The following is a 19,485-nucleotide window of genomic DNA, read 5'->3' as shown; positions in this document are numbered from 1 at the left end:
CGAGATGGTGTTCGTGAATGGAAGGCAGGGCTGTCTTCTATGGTGGCAACTTCTACCACGGATTTTGATTGACAGCAACCATCTATTCCTGGTATAAAGAGCACTAATCGCAAAGCAAAAATTCAACATGTTGAAAATAATCAAAAATATTTTACGAAATCACCGTTTGGGTATTGACAAACGTTAGTGAAATAGTGTACTATGGTAAGTATGAAGGGGAGAAAACCTTCTGAAACTTTTCAGCCCTGGGCGGGGTAACTGCCTGGGGCTTTTTGCATCCAAAATCCGAAGGAGGCCATTATTGAAGTATTACAGCAGTGACCAGGTGTTTAATGACCTGGTAAACGGCGAAGTGAAACGCCACGTTATTTACGCATCAATGCAAGCAGCAAAATCGAGAGGGTATACAGACCGAATGGAAATGTTTCAATCTGCACTTATCCGTTATGACCAACACCGAAAGGAAAATACCAACTAAGGAGGAACATTGATTCAAGCATACGAAGACGGTTATTTTTTCAGAGATACCCCACAATACGATCACCCGCTTTCAGCATTTTCCAGACAATCCCAAAATCTCACCGTTATTGATAATGTTCTCTACGTTGTCGATATGGAAAGTGGTGAAATTCTTCACTACGACTCGATAGAATATTTGCTTGATGGTGGCATTGTTCAGGATCTGCATTTGAGCTACTCGACAGCAGACACCGCCAAATCAAGACAGGCCCACCGTGAATACGCTAATAAGCTGGGCGACCTTCCAGGAAATGCAGTCTATAACGGGATCAAGGAATACGCAGATGTTTTAAGCAAGCAAGATTTCACGAAAGTATTTGCATTGTGTAACGAAGTTGACAGGCGAAACGTAGCATTTATAAAACGTGCGGATCTGTGCGCAATACTGAACACCACGCCGGACCACCTCAATCGTGTTTTATCTGGTCTTGAACGTAAACACTACATCAAGGTTGATAAAGCTGAGCACCAGAAAGGCGTGCTAAAGGTGTGGGTTAATCCTTCGTTTGTCTGGAAAGGCGATTTAGCAAACCGCTACTTATCTGGACACATGCAGGGCTTTCCGATTCTGGAGCGTAAACGCCCCGTAAAACGCTCTGACGTGCTCGATATACTCACGGGGGCTGCAATGGTTGCCTATGATGCCTGGCACATTGAACACGGTTATAAGGCCAATCAACCTTATTCTAATGAATGGTATGCAGAGATCACGCTCTACGACAACGCCCACGGCGAAGGAGTGAGGCTTGCAGCAGAAAATCAGACATTGAGCAGGTTATTAAACCCGGCAACATCTGAGAGTGATTTCATTCGTGAGTTAATCACACCGGCTCAATACCAAACCTTATTAAGAGAAACCACTAAGAAAACAAGGAGAATACATTGATCCAATACTTAGTAAAAAACGGAATCACCCGTATTCAGATTAACGACGCTGGAAAGCGTGTATTAGAAACATTGCAATACTTCTACAAATCCAAACCAACCAAAATCCGATACGATGACATTATCGAACGCGCTGGATGTTCGCAAGGTGGTGTAATGTTCTGGCTACATTCCCTTAAATCTTTCGGTATGATTGATTTTAAAGAAACAGGGTATTTCGACGTAACTATAAAATCTATAGTTTCGGATTATGAGATCATCTATTCAAATGAATGATCAGCAACACGAATCTAAATAACACAATCGGGAAATAACATATGATTATTGCTTTCTACTGGTTCTTTGCATTCTATGCCACCTGGATATTAACAAGAAAATGGGTATTTCCTCCTGAGAGGAATAATGGGTAAAAGAAGAAACAACTTAATACGTATTGAAAAAACAGTACGCGTTAGCCCTAAATACAGTCATAAGCTGAAAGAACAATCACGAGAGTCTATTCCAGGTGAATGGATAACAGAAGTAATAGAACACCCTCCAACGGTTCCAACCGGATCAGAGTTTGAACTATTGCAGGATATTTTAGCCTCTTCTGAGAATGTCTTCTATAAACCACGCAGTAGGAAAGAATACCTTGTCGATAGCAGCCATTTAAAACGGTGGCAACTATTCGCTGAACATTACACAGATTATGTCGGTTATATCACCATAAATTCTTTATTCCGTCATATTCAAGACGTTGATATTTTATTTGATAATAAGGAAATAATCAGTAATGACTAATACAATGAGCACTGTTACCGCATTGCTAAACTCATTCCACGATGCGTGGCATATGCCTGTTCTCCAGCTTGTTAATGATACACACCGTGAAAGAACGCCACAGGTGCTCCTGAGAGCTGTTTCTCAGGCAGAGAAGGGGATAATCGCTCTGGTGCATCTCCTGAGGGTTACAGTGCTTCTGGTGGAGTATGACGGTAGCACAATCACACAGGAAGAGGCCTGGTGTGTAGAAAACGATCTTAAGGAACTTTCTTATTCCTTTCAGTGGATAACTCAGGAACTTATGGATCTTTCGCTTGAGATTGGGAATGAGGTACTTACGAAGCCTATTGCATAAAAATGCATATCTAATAAATAAAAATATTGACAATAAAGCAAAAATGTTGTATAATAAAAAATGATAAATAGTGTAAGTTGTTGCAACTTCTTTCGGAGCACCATTCTCCAATAAGTGGGGCTTTGTTCTCCCGAACTGTGGGATCCCTCCCTGAAAACTTTCTGGCTATTTTCTTTGTCATTATTATCAAAGGAATACAGCGGTCATATCGTCTTTGTGTTGGCGCTATGAACAATCACCGCCGTATCTCCGCTTTCAGATAATAAAGCAGATGTTTTCAACGAAAGCTTTTATAACTTTTTATATTATCTGTTAAAAGAATATATAGATGATGAAATAAATGATCTGTTATTGCCAGCGTGAGGGCTTCACGTTTAACAGACGCAAAGTACCCCCGATCTTTTAAATCTCCTAAGATAAATAAACGGGGGTTCTTTTTTATATTTTATTCTTAACCTCGTTCCTTCATTGGTAATGATGTTAATAATGATTTCTAGCAAAATCATTCTCTCCATGGGGTTAATCGCCTCTTTTTATTATTCATCGTGCAGCAATAATGTTGTATGAAAAAATGCGAAGGAACAATAATGTTTCTATTAAATAATCGCGACCGAGTCCTGAAATACAAATCTGAAGTGATTCAAGTTAATCCTGAACTAATAGCTAAAGTGGCTGAAATAGCAGGATGCACCGTAGAAGAAATAGAAAAAGCTGTAGAACAGTGTTTTCCTTCTGAGGATACAACTCAAATAAGTATGCAGGAACGGATCGCAATCAAATCAAAGGAAATAAAACAACAATGATTGTAGACCTAACCGAACTTTTCCTCATTCGTAAAAGTTTTACCGACGTAGTGAGTTACGCCACGGATTCTTTTGCAGCCGTCGAAGGTCATGTTTTCGACCTGCCAGCGGATATTCAGTGTGGTGACGTTATCGGCGCTGATGGTGCTCTGTACACCTCTGGCGCTGATGCCTTTGTGGTGGTGTCCGATTTCGTCAGCGCTGGCGGCGGTAAAACCGTGAATGTCCTACGTGCGCCAAACGTTGGCAGTTTCGTAGCACTGAAAGCCGACAATCTGAACGCTGCGAATCACGTCGCAGCTATCACCGCGCTCGAATCCAAAGGGTTCGTATGCCGTCCATTCTTCACTTCTTAATCAAGGATGATCACTAATGACTAAAATCGCAATTGGGCGTGAGATGGTGGACTTAGCGCCAATCTTCCAGGCTCTACCAGAACGGAACTACCTTATGAATGCCCTCGACCTCTTCGACGGGGTAGGCGTTCAGAGTCCGAAAGTGGTAGTAACACAGCTTCTTGATGATAACTACAGCCTGTTTAACATGCCACAGAGCCGTTATTCCTCAAACCACGACACTACAGCCCGTCAGAATGGCAAAGAATACCTTATCGAGATCCCCTGGTTTGCAAGGGAAGATGAGTTTAAACCTGTAGATGTACAAGGCCGCAGAGTGCAGGGAACGGACTACGAACAAACCGTTACCGACCTGTACACCGAATACACCGGGAAACATAAGATTGCTTATCTGCGTACCCGTGAATCTTACCTGGCCCGTGCACTGTTCAAAGGTGAAGTGTACACCCCTGCAACTGATGACCTGCTGATCTCTTATGCTGAACTGTTTGGCGTTGTGCCAATGACAGCCAGTGTGAGCACAGCGACGGCGGCACAAGATTTTGATGCCATTCTGGACAAGATTCAGGCTGCCGCAGGTGGGCAGGCTGGACAGATTGAACGAGTGATCGTATTCGCCAAACCTGCTGCATTCAGCCAGATCCGCTTCTCTGACAGTATGTCTAAGGTGTTCCAGTATGTAGCACCATACGATGAGCGTAATCTGTTCTACCAGCGTCATGAGCTTCTACCTGGCGTTTCAACTTTTAGCCTGCCTGGTGCGCCTATCGATGTAGTTAAAACCACAGATCCGCTGATCCTCGCACAGATGCCAGATGATGCCGATATGGTGGCGGTTCCTGTATTCAGCAAAGGCACAAACGCATATCAGAACATCTACGGCGCTGCCTCTGGCAATTTCGCGTTGATAGATGCTGCACCTGCTGAATATTACTCTTGGGGCTACCTGAGTGAGCGCGGTGATGCTTACCACGTTATGCACGAAAACAGCGCATTACCTGTTAACCACTGTTTAGGTATGCAGGTGAAGATCACTATCACTGCTTAATATTCAGGCTTTTTAATGAGGGATGCTTACTAACCCACAGTGCTAATGTGACTCTGGTGGCATCCCTTTTTTATTTCCAGATCATAATGAGGATATTTAAGTGGAAATGATTATTAAATCCAATCGTGGGTTACATGTACGAGTCAGCGCTGATGATGCAGAAGGATTATTAAAACTAAAATCTTTGTGCGATCTGCTTGATATTTCATATACAGGTGTTAGATCACGGATATTCCGTGGTGAAACGGTCGAACAGGCTATCCATCATTTTTTAGAAAAGTAAGGCGGTGAATAATGCTTGAGCTGAACGTCAGCCAAATCCGTAATACGGTGACATTCACCGTTGACAAGCAAAGTATTGCCGAAGCAAAGAAAGCAGCAGACAACTTGCAACGTCATTTCTCTAAGATCAAAGATCCCAAAATTCGCCTCAAGACTCAGAAACAACGCAGACAGAAAGCCCGACAGCAGGTCGATGATGCACGCTTTAATGATAAACCCCGTGACACTGCCGAACTGAAAGCACAACGTGCAGCAGAGAAGCAGAGAGCAAAGGATGAAAAAGCAAATCTGAGAGCACAGCAACAGCTACAAAAGCGTCAGGAGACAGCAGAACTCAAGCTACGCCATGCAGGTCTTCAGGTGTCCGGTATTAAAGGTAAATATGGACTTAACACTAAACAGCATTATGAAGCGTTACGTTTCATCCAGAAGCAAACAGAAGAGTATGCAAAAGGCAATATTAGCTCACAGCGTATGAATGCTCTGATCCGCGAGCGTACTACGCTTTTACGTAGAGAAGCTGCACAACAGGCTAAAGTTGTTCAAGCACAGCGTACACAGTATGCAGCGGCAACAGAGAAGCTTAAACATTCTAAAGCAAGTCATTCCCTAGGAATGGGAAATATATTGGGTAGTGTTGTATTGACAGCAGGATCTCTGGGCGTGGGACAACGCATTATTGATAAAGGGAATGAAAATCTTGAACTTATCCGAATGTCTGAGCGTACCAGGCTAAACCCGAATGCTGTTAAAACGATTGTAACCTGGGGGAAGCAAAATGGCGTGGACAGTGCGTCTGTTGACAAGATCACCGATGGTTTTGGGAAAGATACCCGAGAGAAAATCAGTGAAACCCTTATGAATAGCCAATTTGATCAGAAGTCTGGGAAATGGAAGGGCGGCAACACAAACACTGAAGAAATCCTTAACAAGTTTGGTTGGAGTAAGTCCAATATTGTCCAATATGAAGAGAACCCACTCGGTTTTTTACAGGCAGTAGTAAATGAAGGTCAGCGTCGTGGAATGAAAGACGGGGAGTTAGCCCACCTTCTGGAAAACATCTTCGACGATGGGGCGCACTATATAGACCTCTTCAAGAACAACGGCGAGCAGTTTAATGCCACCCTGAAAGGGCTTGTCGATTCAGGGCAAACACTATCAGATGATCAGATAGCCCTTACTTACAAGTTTGGTGATTTATCTGTGGCTATGGGGAATTTGCTCAACGGTGTAGATAATCAGATGTTTACGGGCTTCATGCGTGGTTTTGCTGATAGTGGTGATGAACTTGTGAAAAATACACAGGTGATTAACCAGAATGCAGGGCTGTTAGGTGAGGGGCTGGGCAATCTGGCATCTCAGGTGACGGGGTTTGTTTCTGAGATCTCAGGTGTAGTGGCTGATCTGAATAGTGCTCTACGCCAGCGCTTCCCTGAATGGTTTTTTGATACACAAAAGCCAGCAGCCCAGGCTCTATACGATGGCGCTGTTACTGGATCTGCCAATGATGCTGCACAGTGGATCGCTGATAGAACTGGGTTTGATACCCGTGCAGTGGGTCCAGTGGTTATGGATTGGCTGGGTATTGGAAGTCAGCAAGCAGGAACAGCAGTTAATCAATATAGCATGTCTGGTGAGTCGCTACGTGAAAGTGCAATGCTACTTGGCAGCGGTAATGCGCCAGCTTATAACCTTTCCCCTGTATTCAATCTAACGGTAGCGCCGGAAGTACCGCTAACGATTCAATCTGACACAGGTCGCTTGAGTGAGTATGTGGATTTTACGGCGAGAAGTTCGCAAGCCAGTTTCATGCAATCGCTTACGCTTTCAATGATGAGTGGTCAAAGTAGCACTGGTGGTTGATATATCAAAGGAGCTTCCGCTCCTTTTTCTTTGCGTAAAATATGATCAACATCTACGGTTAAAGTGATGCACATGGTGTACAACAAAGTAGGTTACAATGTGGTGAACATCGCGTATAATGGCTTTCATCTAAACATGCTAATGTATTGATTTATAAAGATTTGCTGATCATATATCGACGCCTGTGAAGGCGACATCTAAAGGAAGCTCTATGAGCGAAAAGTTACAAAAAGTGCTGGCGCGCGCTGGCCACGGTTCTCGCCGTGAAATCGAATCTATTATTGCCGCGGGTCGCGTGAGCGTTGATGGCAAAATTGCCACGCTCGGCGATCGCGTTGAAGTCACTCCGGGTCTGAAAATCCGTATCGACGGTCATCTGATTTCGGTTAAAGAGTCTGCGGAGCAAATCTGCCGCGTTCTGGCCTATTACAAGCCAGAAGGTGAACTGTGTACCCGTAACGACCCGGAAGGTCGTCCGACCGTGTTCGATCGTTTGCCAAAACTGCGTGATGCGCGCTGGATTGCCGTAGGGCGTCTGGACGTGAATACCTGCGGTTTACTGCTGTTTACCACCGATGGTGAACTGGCTAACCGTCTGATGCACCCAAGCCGTGAAGTTGAACGTGAATATGCGGTACGTGTGTTTGGTCAGGTTGATGATGCCAAACTGCGCGATCTGAGTCGTGGCGTACAGCTGGAAGATGGTCCGGCGGCATTTAAAACGATCAAATTCAGCGGTGGTGAAGGGATCAACCAGTGGTATAACGTCACGCTGACCGAAGGGCGTAACCGTGAAGTCCGTCGCCTGTGGGAAGCTGTAGGTGTACAGGTAAGCCGTCTTATTCGTGTTCGTTACGGTGATATCCCGCTGCCGAAAGGCCTGCCGCGTGGTGGCTGGACCGAGCTTGACCTCGCGCAGACCAACTATCTGCGTGAACTGGTGGAGCTGAAGCCGGAAACGACATCTAAAGTTGCCGTCGAGAAAGATCGTCGTCGCATGAAGGCAAATCAGATCCGTCGTGCGGTGAAGCGTCACTCACAGGTCGGTAGTAGCCGTCGTCCGGGTGGTCGTAGCAACAACGGTTAATCATGAGTAGGCCTGATGAGCAAAGCGCCATCAGGCGTTAGCGTGGAGCCGGATGCGGCGCAAGCGCCTTATCCGGCCTACTGTCAGTAATCAATCCCTATCTGGGCCTTCACGCCCGCTTCAAACGCATGCTTGACCGGGCGCAACTCGCTGACCGTATCCGCTAACTCCAGAATATCGCGATGACATCCACGGCCGGTGATAATCACCGTTTGATGGGCAGGGCGCGCGTTTAGGGCAGTGATGACCTCTTCAAGCGGCAGATAGTCGTATGCCACCATATAGGTCAACTCGTCCAGCACCACCATATCCAGTTCATCGTCGGCCAGCATCCGCTTACCGTGTTCCCACACGGCCATACAGGCCGCGGTGTCGGACTCACGGTTTTGCGTTTCCCAGGTAAATCCTGTCGCCATAACCTGAAACTCTACGCCGTGGGGTTCAAGTAAGTTACGTTCTCCGTTTGGCCACGTACCTTTAATAAATTGTACGACGCCGACTTTTTTACCGTGGCCCACCGCGCGCGTGGCGGTACCGAATGCGGCGGTGGTTTTACCCTTACCATTTCCGGTGAATACGATGATGATCCCGCGCTCGTCCGTAGCGGCGGCAACGCGTGCGTCAACCCGATCTTTTACGCGCTGTTGACGTTGCTGATAGCGTTCTTCACTCATTGGGCAATTCCTGGTTTACGGCCCGGCTGGGCGTCAAAAGTCATACCGGTTTTACGGCGGCTGTCATCGCCCATCAGCCACAGGTAGAGCGGCATAATATCGGCGGGAGTTTTCAATTTTTGTGGATCTTCCGTGGGGAATGCGCTGGCTCGCATGCCAGTTCGTGTTCCACCAGGATTGATACAGTTTACGCGCAGATGACGGTTTTGATACTCATCAGCCAGAACCTGCATCATCCCTTCGGTAGCAAATTTTGAGGTGGCATACGCCCCCCAATTGGCGCGTCCCTGGCGGCCGACGCTGGAAGAGGTAAAGACCAGCGATCCGGCATCGGATTTGAGTAACAACGGCAGCAATGCCTGAGTCAGCATAAAAGTGGCATTCACATTTACCTGCATCACATCCTGCCAGACCTGCGGGTTTTGTTCACTCATTGGGCAAATATCGCCGAGTAATCCGGCGTTATGCAGTACGCCATCCAGACGTGGGAAATGTGCGGCAATGCGCTGTGCAAGCTGGTGACATTCTTCAGAGGTACAGGTCAGTAAATCCAGTGTAAACCACTGTGGTTGTGTTCCGTTTTCATCGGCGATAGTGCGGGCAACCTGACGCAGTTTTTCTTCGTTACGCCCAAGCAGGATAACGGTCGCGCCATAGCGTGCATAGGTCTGCGCGGCTTCGCGTCCGATACCATCGCTGGCACCGGTGACAAGAATAATGCGGCCCTGTAAAAGGTCTTGTTTAGGTTGGTAATGCACGGCTACTCCTCGGCGATGCCCTGGCCATCTCGTTCGCAATAACTTTTGGGCTTTATGCCTTAAACCCTGTTCTTTTTCAATCAGCCAAAGGCAATAACACCGCAAAATGAACGCTTTGTCATGCTTTTTACTGATTCAGCACTGGATGTATGAAGCAAGACGAGGTGACACGCCTGTTGTACACTGAGCGGAAGTCGCGTTGTTTAACCAAGGTGGGTCTCGTGGAATTGTTGTCTGAATATGGGCTGTTTTTGGCAAAAATTGTCACTGTCGTGGTGGCTATTGCAGTGGTGGTGATGCTGATCGTAAACGCGACACAACGCAAACGTCAGCGTGGGGAATTGCGGGTTATTAACCTCAGCGATCAATATAAAGAGATGAAGGAAGACCTGTCGCTGGCCTTATTGGATGGGCATCAGCAAAAATTCTGGCATAAGGCGCAGAAAAAGAAACAGAAGCTGGAGGCGAAGGCTGCCAAGGCAAAAGCAAAACTGGGTGACAGTACGTCATCAGATAAACCTCGTGTATGGGTGCTTGATTTTAAAGGCAGTATGGATGCTCATGAGGTCAGCGCATTACGCGAAGAGGTGACGGCGGTACTGGCGGTTGTTAAACCTCAGGATCAGGTTGTGGTTCGTCTGGAAAGCCCGGGCGGTGTGGTACATGGTTATGGCCTGGCTGCGTCCCAGTTACAACGCCTGCGCGATAAGCAGATCCCGCTGACCGTCACGGTAGATAAAGTCGCGGCGAGCGGCGGATATATGATGGCCTGCGTGGCAGATAAAATTGTCTCGGCGCCGTTTGCTATCGTCGGCTCAATTGGCGTGGTGGCGCAGATCCCGAACTTTAACCGCTTCCTGAAAGGGAAAGATATTGATATCGAACTGCACACCGCCGGACAGTACAAGCGTACGCTGACGCTGCTTGGCGAGAACACGGAAGAAGGGCGGCAGAAATTCCGTGAAGATCTGAACGAAACGCATCATCTGTTTAAAGATTTTGTCCATCGTATGCGCCCGACCCTGGACATTGAGCAGGTTGCCACGGGTGAACACTGGTTTGGTCAACAGGCGCTGGCAAATGGGTTGGTGGATGAGATCAATACCAGCGATGAGGTGATCCTCGGGCTGATGGAAGGTCGTGAAGTGTTGAACGTTCGCTATCTGCAGCGTAAAAAGCTGATGGATCGTTTTACCGGTAGTGCGGCGGAGAGCGCCGATCGTTTGCTGATGCGCTGGTGGCAGCGGGGGCAGAAGCCACTGATGTAAAATTGTCATTGCCGGATAGCGATGCTCACATATCCTATCCGGCCTACAAATAGGCATCAATGTAGGCTGGATAAGGCGTTGCCGCCATCCGGCAAATTATTTCTCGAGTTAATCGATCAAGTGATACTTTTCAGAAAGTACGTGCGCCAGGTGTTTAAACATATTAAACACAGCCGTACTTTTGGGCGTTGGTAGCCCTTGCTCGTCTAAAAAGTAATCTCCGCTGAAAACCAGCACGCCGTTTCGCTGCGTAACGCCGGTGGCGACAATCCCCGCCAGCGTGTCCTCATGCTCACGAATGATTTTGTTGGCTTCAATCAGCAGTGTTTCGCGATCGATGGGTTGAGTGTCTTTATGCATGATTTACTCCTTAAACAAGGACATTAGTCTACGCTGAGCCCGCCTTATGGGCAAATATTCCCTGACATAAATGAAGGTTTTACGACAGTGTTACAACTGGCGAGATTTGTTTTTGCATGCTAATAAAGTTGCGTAACGCATTTTATCAGGTACAGTGTGACGCTTTCGTCAATCTGGCAACAGATTTGCTTGACATTCGACCAATACTTCGTCGTGCTAGAGCGTTTGTGAGAAAAAAAGCCTGTTAACTCAGTTACATGAGAGTTACATTACAAGCGCGAAACAGTTTAAGGGGTTGATATCCGCCGACGCAGAGACCATATCGATGTCTCGTCGCCAGTGGAAGGTGAATCAACGTGCGACGCATTCTGGAAGAATCAAATTAGGTAAAGGTGAATATGGGTAAAGCTCTTGTCATCGTTGAGTCCCCGGCAAAAGCCAAAACGATCAACAAGTATCTGGGTAATGACTACGTGGTGAAATCCAGCGTCGGTCATATCCGTGATTTGCCGACCAGTGGCTCAGCAACTAAAAAGAGCGCCGACTCAACCTCCACCAAAACGGCTAAAAAGCCCAAAAAGGATGAACGTGGCGCTCTCGTCAACCGTATGGGTGTTGACCCGTGGCACAACTGGGATGCGCGCTATGAAGTGCTGCCTGGTAAAGAGAAAGTTGTTTCTGAACTGAAGCAACTGGCTGAAAAAGCCGACCACATCTATCTCGCAACCGACCTTGACCGCGAAGGGGAAGCCATTGCATGGCACCTGCGGGAAGTCATCGGTGGCGACGACACCCGCTACAGCCGCGTGGTGTTTAACGAAATTACCAAAAATGCTATTCGCCAGGCGTTTGAAAAACCGGGCGAGTTGAACATCGATCGTGTTAATGCGCAACAGGCGCGCCGCTTTATGGACCGTGTTGTGGGCTATATGGTGTCGCCACTGCTGTGGAAAAAAATTGCGCGTGGTCTGTCTGCCGGTCGCGTACAGTCTGTGGCTGTGCGTCTGGTGGTTGAGCGTGAACGCGAAATCAAAGCATTTGTTCCAGAAGAGTTCTGGGAAATTGATGCTAACACGACCACGCCGGGCGGCGACGCGTTGCCGCTTGAGGTGACGCATCAAAATGATAAACCGTTCCGTCCTGTAAATCGGGAACAAACGCTTGCCGCTGTTAGCCTGTTGGAAAAAGCGCGCTATAGCGTCCTGGAACGTGAAGATAAACCGACCAGCAGCAAGCCGAGCGCACCGTTCATTACCTCCACGCTACAGCAGGCTGCGAGCACGCGTCTGGGCTTTGGTGTGAAGAAAACCATGATGATGGCGCAGCGCTTGTATGAAGCGGGTTACATCACTTACATGCGTACTGACTCAACCAACCTGAGCCAGGATGCTGTCACTATGGTTCGCGATTACATCAGTGATAATTTTGGCAAAAAATATTTGCCGGAGAGCGCGAACCAGTACGCCAGCAAAGAGAACTCGCAGGAAGCACACGAAGCTATCCGTCCTTCCGATGTCGCCGTACTGGCGGAGTCGCTGAAAGATATGGAAGCCGATGCGCAAAAACTGTATCAGCTGATCTGGCGCCAGTTTGTTGCTTGTCAGATGACGCCAGCGAAATATGACTCTACCACCCTGACCGTGGGTGCGGGTGATTTCCGTCTGAAAGCGCGTGGTCGTATTCTGCGCTTCGATGGTTGGACCAAAGTGATGCCAGCGCTGCGTAAGGGCGATGAAGATCGCATCTTACCGGCGGTGGACAAAGGCGATACCTTGACGCTTATCGAGCTGACACCTGCGCAGCATTTCACCAAGCCGCCTGCGCGCTTCAGTGAAGCTTCGCTGGTTAAAGAGCTTGAAAAGCGTGGCATTGGTCGTCCATCCACCTATGCGTCGATCATCTCTACGATTCAGGATCGCGGCTATGTTCGCGTTGAAAACCGTCGCTTCTACGCTGAAAAAATGGGTGAAATCGTCACCGATCGTCTGGAAGAAAACTTCCGCGAGCTGATGAACTACGATTTTACCGCGCAGATGGAAGACAGCCTCGACCAGGTGGCGAATCACGAAGCCGAATGGAAGGGCGTACTCGACAACTTCTTCACTGATTTTACTCAGCAGTTAGATAAAGCCGAGAAAGATCCTGAAGAAGGCGGTATGCGTCCGAACCAGATGGTGCTGACTAGCATTGATTGCCCGACCTGCGGACGCAAGATGGGTATTCGTACCGCCAGTACCGGCGTTTTCCTTGGTTGCTCCGGCTACGCACTTTCCCCGAAAGAGCGTTGCAAAACCACCATTAACCTGGTGCCGGAAAACGAAGTATTGAACGTGCTGGAAGGCGATGACGCGGAAACGAACGCATTGCGCGCCAAACGCCGCTGCCAGAAGTGCGGTACGGCAATGGACAGTTATCTCATCGATCCTAAGCGTAAATTGCATGTGTGTGGTAATAACCCAACCTGCGACGGCTACGAGATCGAAGAGGGTGAATTCCGTATCAAGGGTTATGACGGTCCTATCGTAGAGTGCGAAAAATGTGGTTCTGAAATGCACCTGAAAATGGGACGTTTCGGCAAGTACATGGCGTGTACTAACGACGAGTGTAAAAACACCCGTAAGATCCTGCGTAACGGTGAAGTTGCTCCGCCGAAAGAAGATCCGGTTCCGCTGCCGGAACTGCCGTGTGAAAAATCTGACGCGTATTTCGTGTTACGTGATGGTGCTGCAGGTATCTTCCTGGCGGCCAATACGTTCCCGAAATCACGTGAGACTCGTGCGCCGTTGGTGGAAGAGTTGTACCGCTTCCGCGATCGCCTGCCGGAAAAACTGCGTTATCTGGCAGATGCGCCGCAAACTGACCCGGATGGTAACAAGTCTATGGTTCGTTTCAGCCGTAAAACCAAGCAGCAATACGTTGCCGCTGAGAAAGACGGTAAGGCAACTGGCTGGTCCGCGTTCTTCGTTGACGGTAAATGGGTAGAAGGGAAGAAATAACAGCGTTTCGGCTGAATTTCTCCTCAAAGGGTCGCGTAAGCGGCCCTTTTTGTTTCTGGCATATTATTTTTTGTCATACCTATACAGCGGACATATAAATGATATAGTGGTTATAGTTAACAGTCTTTTTATTATTAAATCGTATTAGCAGCGCCCACGAGCCTGCACTGAAACGATGATATGATGGCGCGAATCGGGATGGCATAACATGAAATTACAGCAGCTTCGCTACATTGTTGAGGTGGTGAACCACAACCTTAATGTCTCCTCAACGGCGGAAGGGCTTTATACCTCTCAGCCCGGTATCAGTAAGCAAGTTCGTATGCTGGAAGATGAACTTGGCATCCAGATTTTCGCCCGTAGTGGTAAGCATCTGACCCAGGTTACGCCAGCGGGGCAGGAAGTCATCCGTATTGCGCGTGAAGTACTGTCTAAGGTAGATGCTATTAAGTCCGTTGCTGGCGAACATACCTGGCCGGATAAAGGCTCGCTGTATATCGCCACCACGCACACCCAGGCACGTTACGCTTTGCCGAACGTGATTAAGGGTTTTATTGAGCGATATCCTCGTGTTTCATTGCATATGCATCAGGGATCGCCGACGCAAATTGCCGAAGCCGTCTCGAAAGGGAATGCGGATTTTGCCATCGCGACGGAAGCCCTGCATCTGTATGACGATCTGGTGATGTTACCTTGCTACCACTGGAACCGTTCGATTGTCGTCACGCCGGATCATCCGCTGGCGGGAAAATCCTCGGTTTCTATTGAGGAACTGGCACAGTATCCACTGGTGACCTACACCTTTGGATTTACCGGGCGTTCGGAGCTGGACACCGCGTTTAACCGTGCGGGTCTGGAGCCGCGTATTGTTTTTACCGCGACCGATGCCGATGTTATTAAAACCTATGTCCGTCTGGGTCTCGGCGTGGGTGTAATTGCCAGTATGGCGGTTGATCCTGTTTCCGATCCTGACCTGGTACGTGTGGATGCGCACGATATCTTCAGCCATAGCACCACCAAAATTGGTTTTCGTCGCAGCACCTTCTTACGTAGTTACATGTATGATTTCATTCAACGTTTCGCGCCGCATCTGACGCGTGATGTGGTGGACACGGCGGTGGCGCTGCGTTCCAACGATGATATTGAAGCCATGTTTAAAGATATTAAATTGCCTGAGAAATAATAACGGTTGTTACCTCGTCGGTATCTGTAAGCATAAAGTGATACCGACGGGGGAGTCTGAATTCATTATTTCTCCTCCTATATATTAACCATATATTATTTATGGAAAAAGTTCTCTAAAGTAGTTTCAAATTAGTCAGCTTGCCAAAAATCACGCTCAAATATTCATAATTGATCAAACAATTGATTTATTTATCAGATCGACTCCGAAAATTAACTGGCTTTTTTTTGCCTTTTTTATTAGGATTCCTCCTATCTGATGATTAATTGTACCAATTGTTTGGTGCCTAAATGATAAGTGATTTCGATAGTATGAGGTTAGCGATGCCTTCAGGAAACCAGCCTGCACGCCGGGATCCCGCGATGAAACGTAAAGCCTGGTTCGCCGTGTTTCTTGGCTCTGCGATATTCTGGATTATTGTCGCACTCGTGGCCTGGAACGTGTGGGGGTAAGTATGTCCGCACCGGAGCAGCACTCTACCGTGACGCCAGCGTCTCATGACCATGAGCAAGAGAGCAAAACCGTCGCCGAGAAGGAGCCAAAGATACCCGAATCCTGGAATCTTTCTCCTGAACAACGGGCGTTTATTGATCTGTTAACCGATGATGATAAACAAAAACAATAATTCGTAGGTATTTTATAATAATAACGATTACCTCGTGGCCTTAAATATCGAATTGTTTATCCCATGTATTCACCATCAGCCACCTAATCAACGTATTATCGATTGCGCTATTGCCTGCTGAATATTCATCCTATTAATCTACACGGCTAGACCTTCTTCCCTACCATTGACCTCACTTCGCGCTTTTGTATCGCGCGCTACTTTTATCAATTTGAGTTGTTATCAAAGCGTTACATTTTGTTTGTGTTATCTTTAATACTAACCCTGAGGAAATCAGGGGATCCAACCCTGTCATTTAAGGAGGAGCTATGTCGTCGACCCTACGAGAAGCCAGTAAGGACACATTGCAGGTTAAAGATAAAACCTACCGCTACTACAGTTTACCTCTGGCCGCTAAATCACTGGGTGATATCACCCGACTACCAAAATCGCTGAAAGTGTTACTGGAAAACCTGCTTCGTTGGCAGGATGGTAATTCCGTAACCGAAGATGATATTCATGCGCTCGCGCATTGGCTGAAGACTGCCCATGCCGATCGTGAAATTGCCTATCGACCCGCTCGTGTTCTGATGCAGGATTTTACCGGCGTGCCGGCGGTGGTCGATCTGGCCGCCATGCGCGAAGCGGTGAAACGTTTGGGCGGAGATACAGCAAAGGTGAATCCGCTTTCGCCAGTGGACCTTGTCATTGACCACTCGGTAACGGTGGACCGTTTTGGTGATGATGATGCTTTCGAAGAAAACGTACGCCTGGAAATGGAACGTAACCATGAGCGTTATGTGTTCCTGAAATGGGGACAGCAGGCATTTAGTCGCTTCAGCGTTGTGCCACCGGGAACGGGGATTTGCCACCAGGTTAACCTTGAATACCTCGGCAAAGCCATCTGGAGCGAGTTACAGGACGGTGAGTGGGTGGCTTACCCTGACACGTTGGTCGGAACCGATTCCCATACGACAATGATTAATGGTCTCGGTGTGTTGGGATGGGGCGTTGGGGGCATTGAGGCCGAAGCAGCAATGCTGGGTCAACCCGTCTCTATGCTTATCCCGGATGTTGTGGGCTTTAAACTGGTGGGCAAGCTGCGGGAAGGTATCACCGCGACTGACCTGGTTCTGACCGTCACCCAGATGCTGCGTAAGCACGGCGTGGTCGGTAAATTTGTTGAATTCTACGGTGATGGCCTGGACACCTTACCGCTGGCCGACCGGGCAACCATTGCGAATATGTCACCGGAATACGGCGCAACCTGCGGTTTCTTCCCGATCGATAGCATCACTCTTGAATATATGCGTCTGAGTGGGCGCAGTGAGGAGCAGGTTGAGCTGGTCAGCGCCTATGCCAAAGCGCAGGGCATGTGGCGTAATCCTGGGGATGAACCCGTATTTACCAGTTCACTGGAGCTGGATATGGGCAGTGTAGAAGCTAGCCTTGCCGGACCGAAGCGTCCGCAGGATCGGGTGGCACTGGCTGATGTCCCGAAAGCGTTTTCGGCGAGTAATGAACTCGAAGTGAATAGCTCACTGAAAGATCGCCAGCCAGTGGACTATACAATGAACGGTCACCAGTACCAGCTGCCGGATGGTGCTGTGGTTATTGCGGCGATCACTTCCTGTACCAACACCTCTAACCCAAGCGTATTGATGGCGGCGGGGCTGCTGGCGAAGAAAGCAGTGACGCTTGGTCTGAAACGTCAGCCGTGGGTGAAAGCCTCGCTGGCTCCAGGATCGAAGGTGGTGTCTGATTATCTGGCGCAGGCAGGGTTCACGCCATACCTTGATGAGCTGGGATTTAACCTTGTAGGTTATGGCTGTACCACCTGTATCGGTAACTCGGGTCCGTTACCCGATCCTATCGAGACAGCTATCAAAAAAGGCGACCTCACCGTTGGTGCTGTGCTTTCCGGCAACCGAAACTTTGAGGGGCGTATCCATCCGCTCGTGAAGACCAACTGGTTGGCGTCTCCGCCGCTGGTGGTGGCCTATGCGCTGGCGGGGAATATGAATATCAATCTGACTAAAGATCCTTTAGGGCATGACAGAAAGGGCGATCCTGTATATCTGAAAGATATCTGGCCGACGGCTCAGGAAATTGCCCGTGCCGTGGAGCAGGTCTCTACCGCCATGTTCCATAAAGAGTATGCTGAAGTGTTTGAAGGCACGCCGGAATGGAAAGCAATCCAGGTTGATCGGGCTGATACCTATGGCTGGCAGTCTGACTCAACCTATATCCGCTTGTCGCCGTTCTTCGATGGTATGCAGGCGACGCCGGATCCGGTCCAGGACATTCATGGTGCGCGTATCCTTGCAATGCTTGGAGATTCCGTCACCACCGACCATATTTCTCCTGCCGGCAGTATCAAGCCGGATAGCCCGGCAGGTCGTTATCTGCAAAGCCACGGCGTGGAGCGTAAAGATTTTAACTCCTACGGTTCACGACGCGGGAATCATGAAGTGATGATGCGTGGCACCTTTGCCAATATTCGTATTCGCAATGAGATGGTACCCGGCGTGGAAGGTGGGATGACGCGTCATTTGCCGGGAACTGAGGTAGTGGCTATCTATGATGCGGCTATGCAATATCAACAGGAGAATATCCCTCTGGCGGTTATTGCCGGGAAAGAGTATGGCTCCGGCTCCAGCCGCGACTGGGCGGCGAAAGGCCCGCGCTTGCTGGGGGTTCGCGTGGTTATCGCAGAGTCCTTTGAGCGTATTCACCGTTCTAACCTGATTGGTATGGGGATTTTACCGCTGGAATTCCCACAGGGCGTCACGCGTAAAACGCTGGGACTAACCGGTGAGGAAGCGATCGATATTACGGATCTGCAAAACATCAAACCGGGTGCAACAGTGCCGGTGAGTATGGTTCGCTCGGATGGACGTAAAGAGGTGGTTTTATGCCGCTGCCGTATCGATACCGCGACGGAGCTAACGTACTACCAAAACGATGGCATACTGCACTACGTGATTCGTAATATGTTGAGCTAGAATGTAAAAAGCCTGCAAGAGCAGGCTTTTTTATCGGCGGTAACAATTATTACTTGCCCAGCAAATGTCCCATCTTGGCGGCTTTGGTGTCCAGGTAATGTTCATTGTTCGGGTTACGACCCACAATCAGCGGCACGCGTTCAACAATGTTGATTCCAGCTTCGGTCAGAATTTCCACTTTTTTCGGGTTATTGGTCAGCAAACGAACTTCGTCCACACCAAGCAGCTTGAACATATCCGCACACAGCGTGAAATCACGCTCATCTGCCGCAAAGCCCAACTGATGGTTAGCTTCAACGGTATCATAACCCTGGTCCTGCAACGCGTAGGCGCGGATTTTATTGAGCAGGCCGATATTGCGTCCTTCCTGACGATGATAAAGCAGGATACCGCGCCCTTCTTCAGCAATATGGGTGAGAGCCGCTTCGAGCTGGAAACCGCAATCGCAACGCAGGCTAAACAATGCATCGCCAGTCAGACATTCGGAGTGGACACGGGCCAGGACAGGCGTTTGGCCTGTGATATCGCCAAAAACCAGTGCGACGTGATCGTGTCCGGTTGCCAGTTCTTCAAATCCCACCATCAGGAAATCACCCCAGGGGGTTGGCAGTTTGGCTTCTGCCACACGTTTAAGCTGCATGTAATTCTCCAGATTATGCTGGCACTGTCGTGCC

At 48.5% G+C, this 19,485-nt stretch carries 20 protein-coding genes; 16 read left to right on the top strand and 4 right to left on the bottom strand.

Annotated elements, in window-relative coordinates:
• Positions 1-487: 487 nt before the first annotated feature.
• From ACHHZ7_RS10955 to rluB, 10 genes are all read left to right on the top strand, one after another.
• The gene (locus ACHHZ7_RS10955) at positions 488-1,405 is read left to right on the top strand and encodes a hypothetical protein (RefSeq protein WP_060682130.1); all 918 of its coding nucleotides are present in this window, start codon (positions 488-490) and stop codon (positions 1,403-1,405) included.
• Entirely contained in the window at positions 1,402-1,680 is a 279-nt protein-coding gene (locus tag ACHHZ7_RS10950; protein WP_049014261.1) for a hypothetical protein, read from the top strand. The genes ACHHZ7_RS10955 and ACHHZ7_RS10950 overlap by 4 nt, the downstream gene beginning before the upstream one ends.
• A gap of 126 nt (positions 1,681-1,806) precedes the next feature.
• Positions 1,807-2,187 (top strand): hypothetical protein, encoded by a 381-nt coding sequence (locus ACHHZ7_RS10945; protein ID WP_049014258.1) that lies wholly within the window; start codon positions 1,807-1,809, stop codon positions 2,185-2,187.
• On the top strand, positions 2,180-2,524 hold the full coding sequence (locus ACHHZ7_RS10940; RefSeq protein WP_049014256.1) for a hypothetical protein: 345 nt from the start codon (positions 2,180-2,182) through the stop codon (positions 2,522-2,524). Before ACHHZ7_RS10945 ends, ACHHZ7_RS10940 begins: the two co-directional genes overlap by 8 nt.
• Positions 2,525-3,111: 587 nt before the next feature.
• On the top strand, positions 3,112-3,327 hold the full coding sequence (locus tag ACHHZ7_RS10935) for a hypothetical protein (protein WP_049015081.1): 216 nt from the start codon (positions 3,112-3,114) through the stop codon (positions 3,325-3,327).
• Positions 3,324-3,683: a hypothetical protein gene (locus ACHHZ7_RS10930; protein WP_049015085.1), complete on the top strand. Its 360-nt coding sequence runs from the start codon at positions 3,324-3,326 to the stop codon at positions 3,681-3,683. The genes ACHHZ7_RS10935 and ACHHZ7_RS10930 overlap by 4 nt, the downstream gene beginning before the upstream one ends.
• Positions 3,684-3,699: 16 nt before the next feature.
• A complete protein-coding gene (locus ACHHZ7_RS10925; protein WP_060682131.1) occupies positions 3,700-4,731 on the top strand; it encodes a major capsid protein in 1,032 nt (343 codons plus the stop codon).
• 100 nt (positions 4,732-4,831) lie between these two features.
• Positions 4,832-5,014 (top strand): hypothetical protein, encoded by a 183-nt coding sequence (locus ACHHZ7_RS10920; RefSeq protein ID WP_071845189.1) that lies wholly within the window; start codon positions 4,832-4,834, stop codon positions 5,012-5,014.
• Between the two features lie 11 nt (positions 5,015-5,025).
• Positions 5,026-6,876: a hypothetical protein gene (locus ACHHZ7_RS10915; RefSeq protein WP_049015510.1), complete on the top strand. Its 1,851-nt coding sequence runs from the start codon at positions 5,026-5,028 to the stop codon at positions 6,874-6,876.
• Between the two features lie 211 nt (positions 6,877-7,087).
• Positions 7,088-7,963, top strand: coding sequence for a 23S rRNA pseudouridine(2605) synthase RluB (rluB, locus tag ACHHZ7_RS10910; protein WP_003020625.1), 876 nt, complete (start codon positions 7,088-7,090; stop codon positions 7,961-7,963).
• Between the two features lie 83 nt (positions 7,964-8,046).
• Here rluB and cobO read toward each other — a convergent pair whose 3' ends face one another.
• Entirely contained in the window at positions 8,047-8,637 is a 591-nt protein-coding gene (gene cobO / locus ACHHZ7_RS10905; RefSeq protein ID WP_003833333.1) for a cob(I)yrinic acid a,c-diamide adenosyltransferase, read from the bottom strand.
• Positions 8,634-9,395: a YciK family oxidoreductase gene (locus tag ACHHZ7_RS10900; RefSeq protein WP_008784935.1), complete on the bottom strand. Its 762-nt coding sequence runs from the start codon at positions 9,393-9,395 to the stop codon at positions 8,634-8,636. The genes cobO and ACHHZ7_RS10900 overlap by 4 nt, the downstream gene beginning before the upstream one ends.
• A gap of 221 nt (positions 9,396-9,616) precedes the next feature.
• Here ACHHZ7_RS10900 and sohB point away from each other — a divergent pair, with 221 nt between their 5' ends.
• The gene (gene sohB, locus ACHHZ7_RS10895; RefSeq protein ID WP_032934465.1) at positions 9,617-10,663 is read left to right on the top strand and encodes a protease SohB; all 1,047 of its coding nucleotides are present in this window, start codon (positions 9,617-9,619) and stop codon (positions 10,661-10,663) included.
• 108 nt (positions 10,664-10,771) lie between these two features.
• Here sohB and ACHHZ7_RS10890 read toward each other — a convergent pair whose 3' ends face one another.
• Positions 10,772-11,023 (bottom strand): YciN family protein, encoded by a 252-nt coding sequence (locus tag ACHHZ7_RS10890; RefSeq protein ID WP_003020616.1) that lies wholly within the window; start codon positions 11,021-11,023, stop codon positions 10,772-10,774.
• Between the two features lie 398 nt (positions 11,024-11,421).
• Here ACHHZ7_RS10890 and topA point away from each other — a divergent pair, with 398 nt between their 5' ends.
• The 5 genes from topA (at position 11,422) to acnA (ending at position 18,811) form a co-directional block, all read left to right on the top strand.
• Entirely contained in the window at positions 11,422-14,019 is a 2,598-nt protein-coding gene (gene topA / locus ACHHZ7_RS10885; RefSeq protein WP_003833325.1) for a type I DNA topoisomerase, read from the top strand.
• A gap of 208 nt (positions 14,020-14,227) precedes the next feature.
• On the top strand, positions 14,228-15,202 hold the full coding sequence (cysB, locus tag ACHHZ7_RS10880) for an HTH-type transcriptional regulator CysB (RefSeq protein ID WP_003020610.1): 975 nt from the start codon (positions 14,228-14,230) through the stop codon (positions 15,200-15,202).
• 311 nt (positions 15,203-15,513) lie between these two features.
• Complete coding sequence (locus ACHHZ7_RS10875) at positions 15,514-15,654, top strand: YmiA family putative membrane protein (protein WP_213732144.1); 141 nt, start codon at positions 15,514-15,516, stop codon at positions 15,652-15,654.
• 2 nt (positions 15,655-15,656) lie between these two features.
• Entirely contained in the window at positions 15,657-15,827 is a 171-nt protein-coding gene (locus ACHHZ7_RS10870) for a hypothetical protein (RefSeq protein WP_164091695.1), read from the top strand.
• Between the two features lie 308 nt (positions 15,828-16,135).
• Positions 16,136-18,811: an aconitate hydratase AcnA gene (gene acnA, locus ACHHZ7_RS10865; RefSeq protein WP_060682132.1), complete on the top strand. Its 2,676-nt coding sequence runs from the start codon at positions 16,136-16,138 to the stop codon at positions 18,809-18,811.
• Positions 18,812-18,860: 49 nt separating this feature from the next.
• On the opposite strand, the gene ribA is transcribed toward acnA, so the two are convergent.
• Complete coding sequence (gene ribA, locus ACHHZ7_RS10860) at positions 18,861-19,451, bottom strand: GTP cyclohydrolase II (protein ID WP_003020601.1); 591 nt, start codon at positions 19,449-19,451, stop codon at positions 18,861-18,863.
• Positions 19,452-19,485 lie beyond the last annotated feature (34 nt).

It is taken from the genome of Citrobacter freundii complex sp. 2024EL-00216 (assembly GCF_043945515.1).
Taxonomy (GTDB): domain Bacteria; phylum Pseudomonadota; class Gammaproteobacteria; order Enterobacterales; family Enterobacteriaceae; genus Citrobacter; species Citrobacter portucalensis.
Note: the sequence above shows the minus strand (reverse complement) of the source record. Positions and strands in the feature narration are given on the sequence as shown.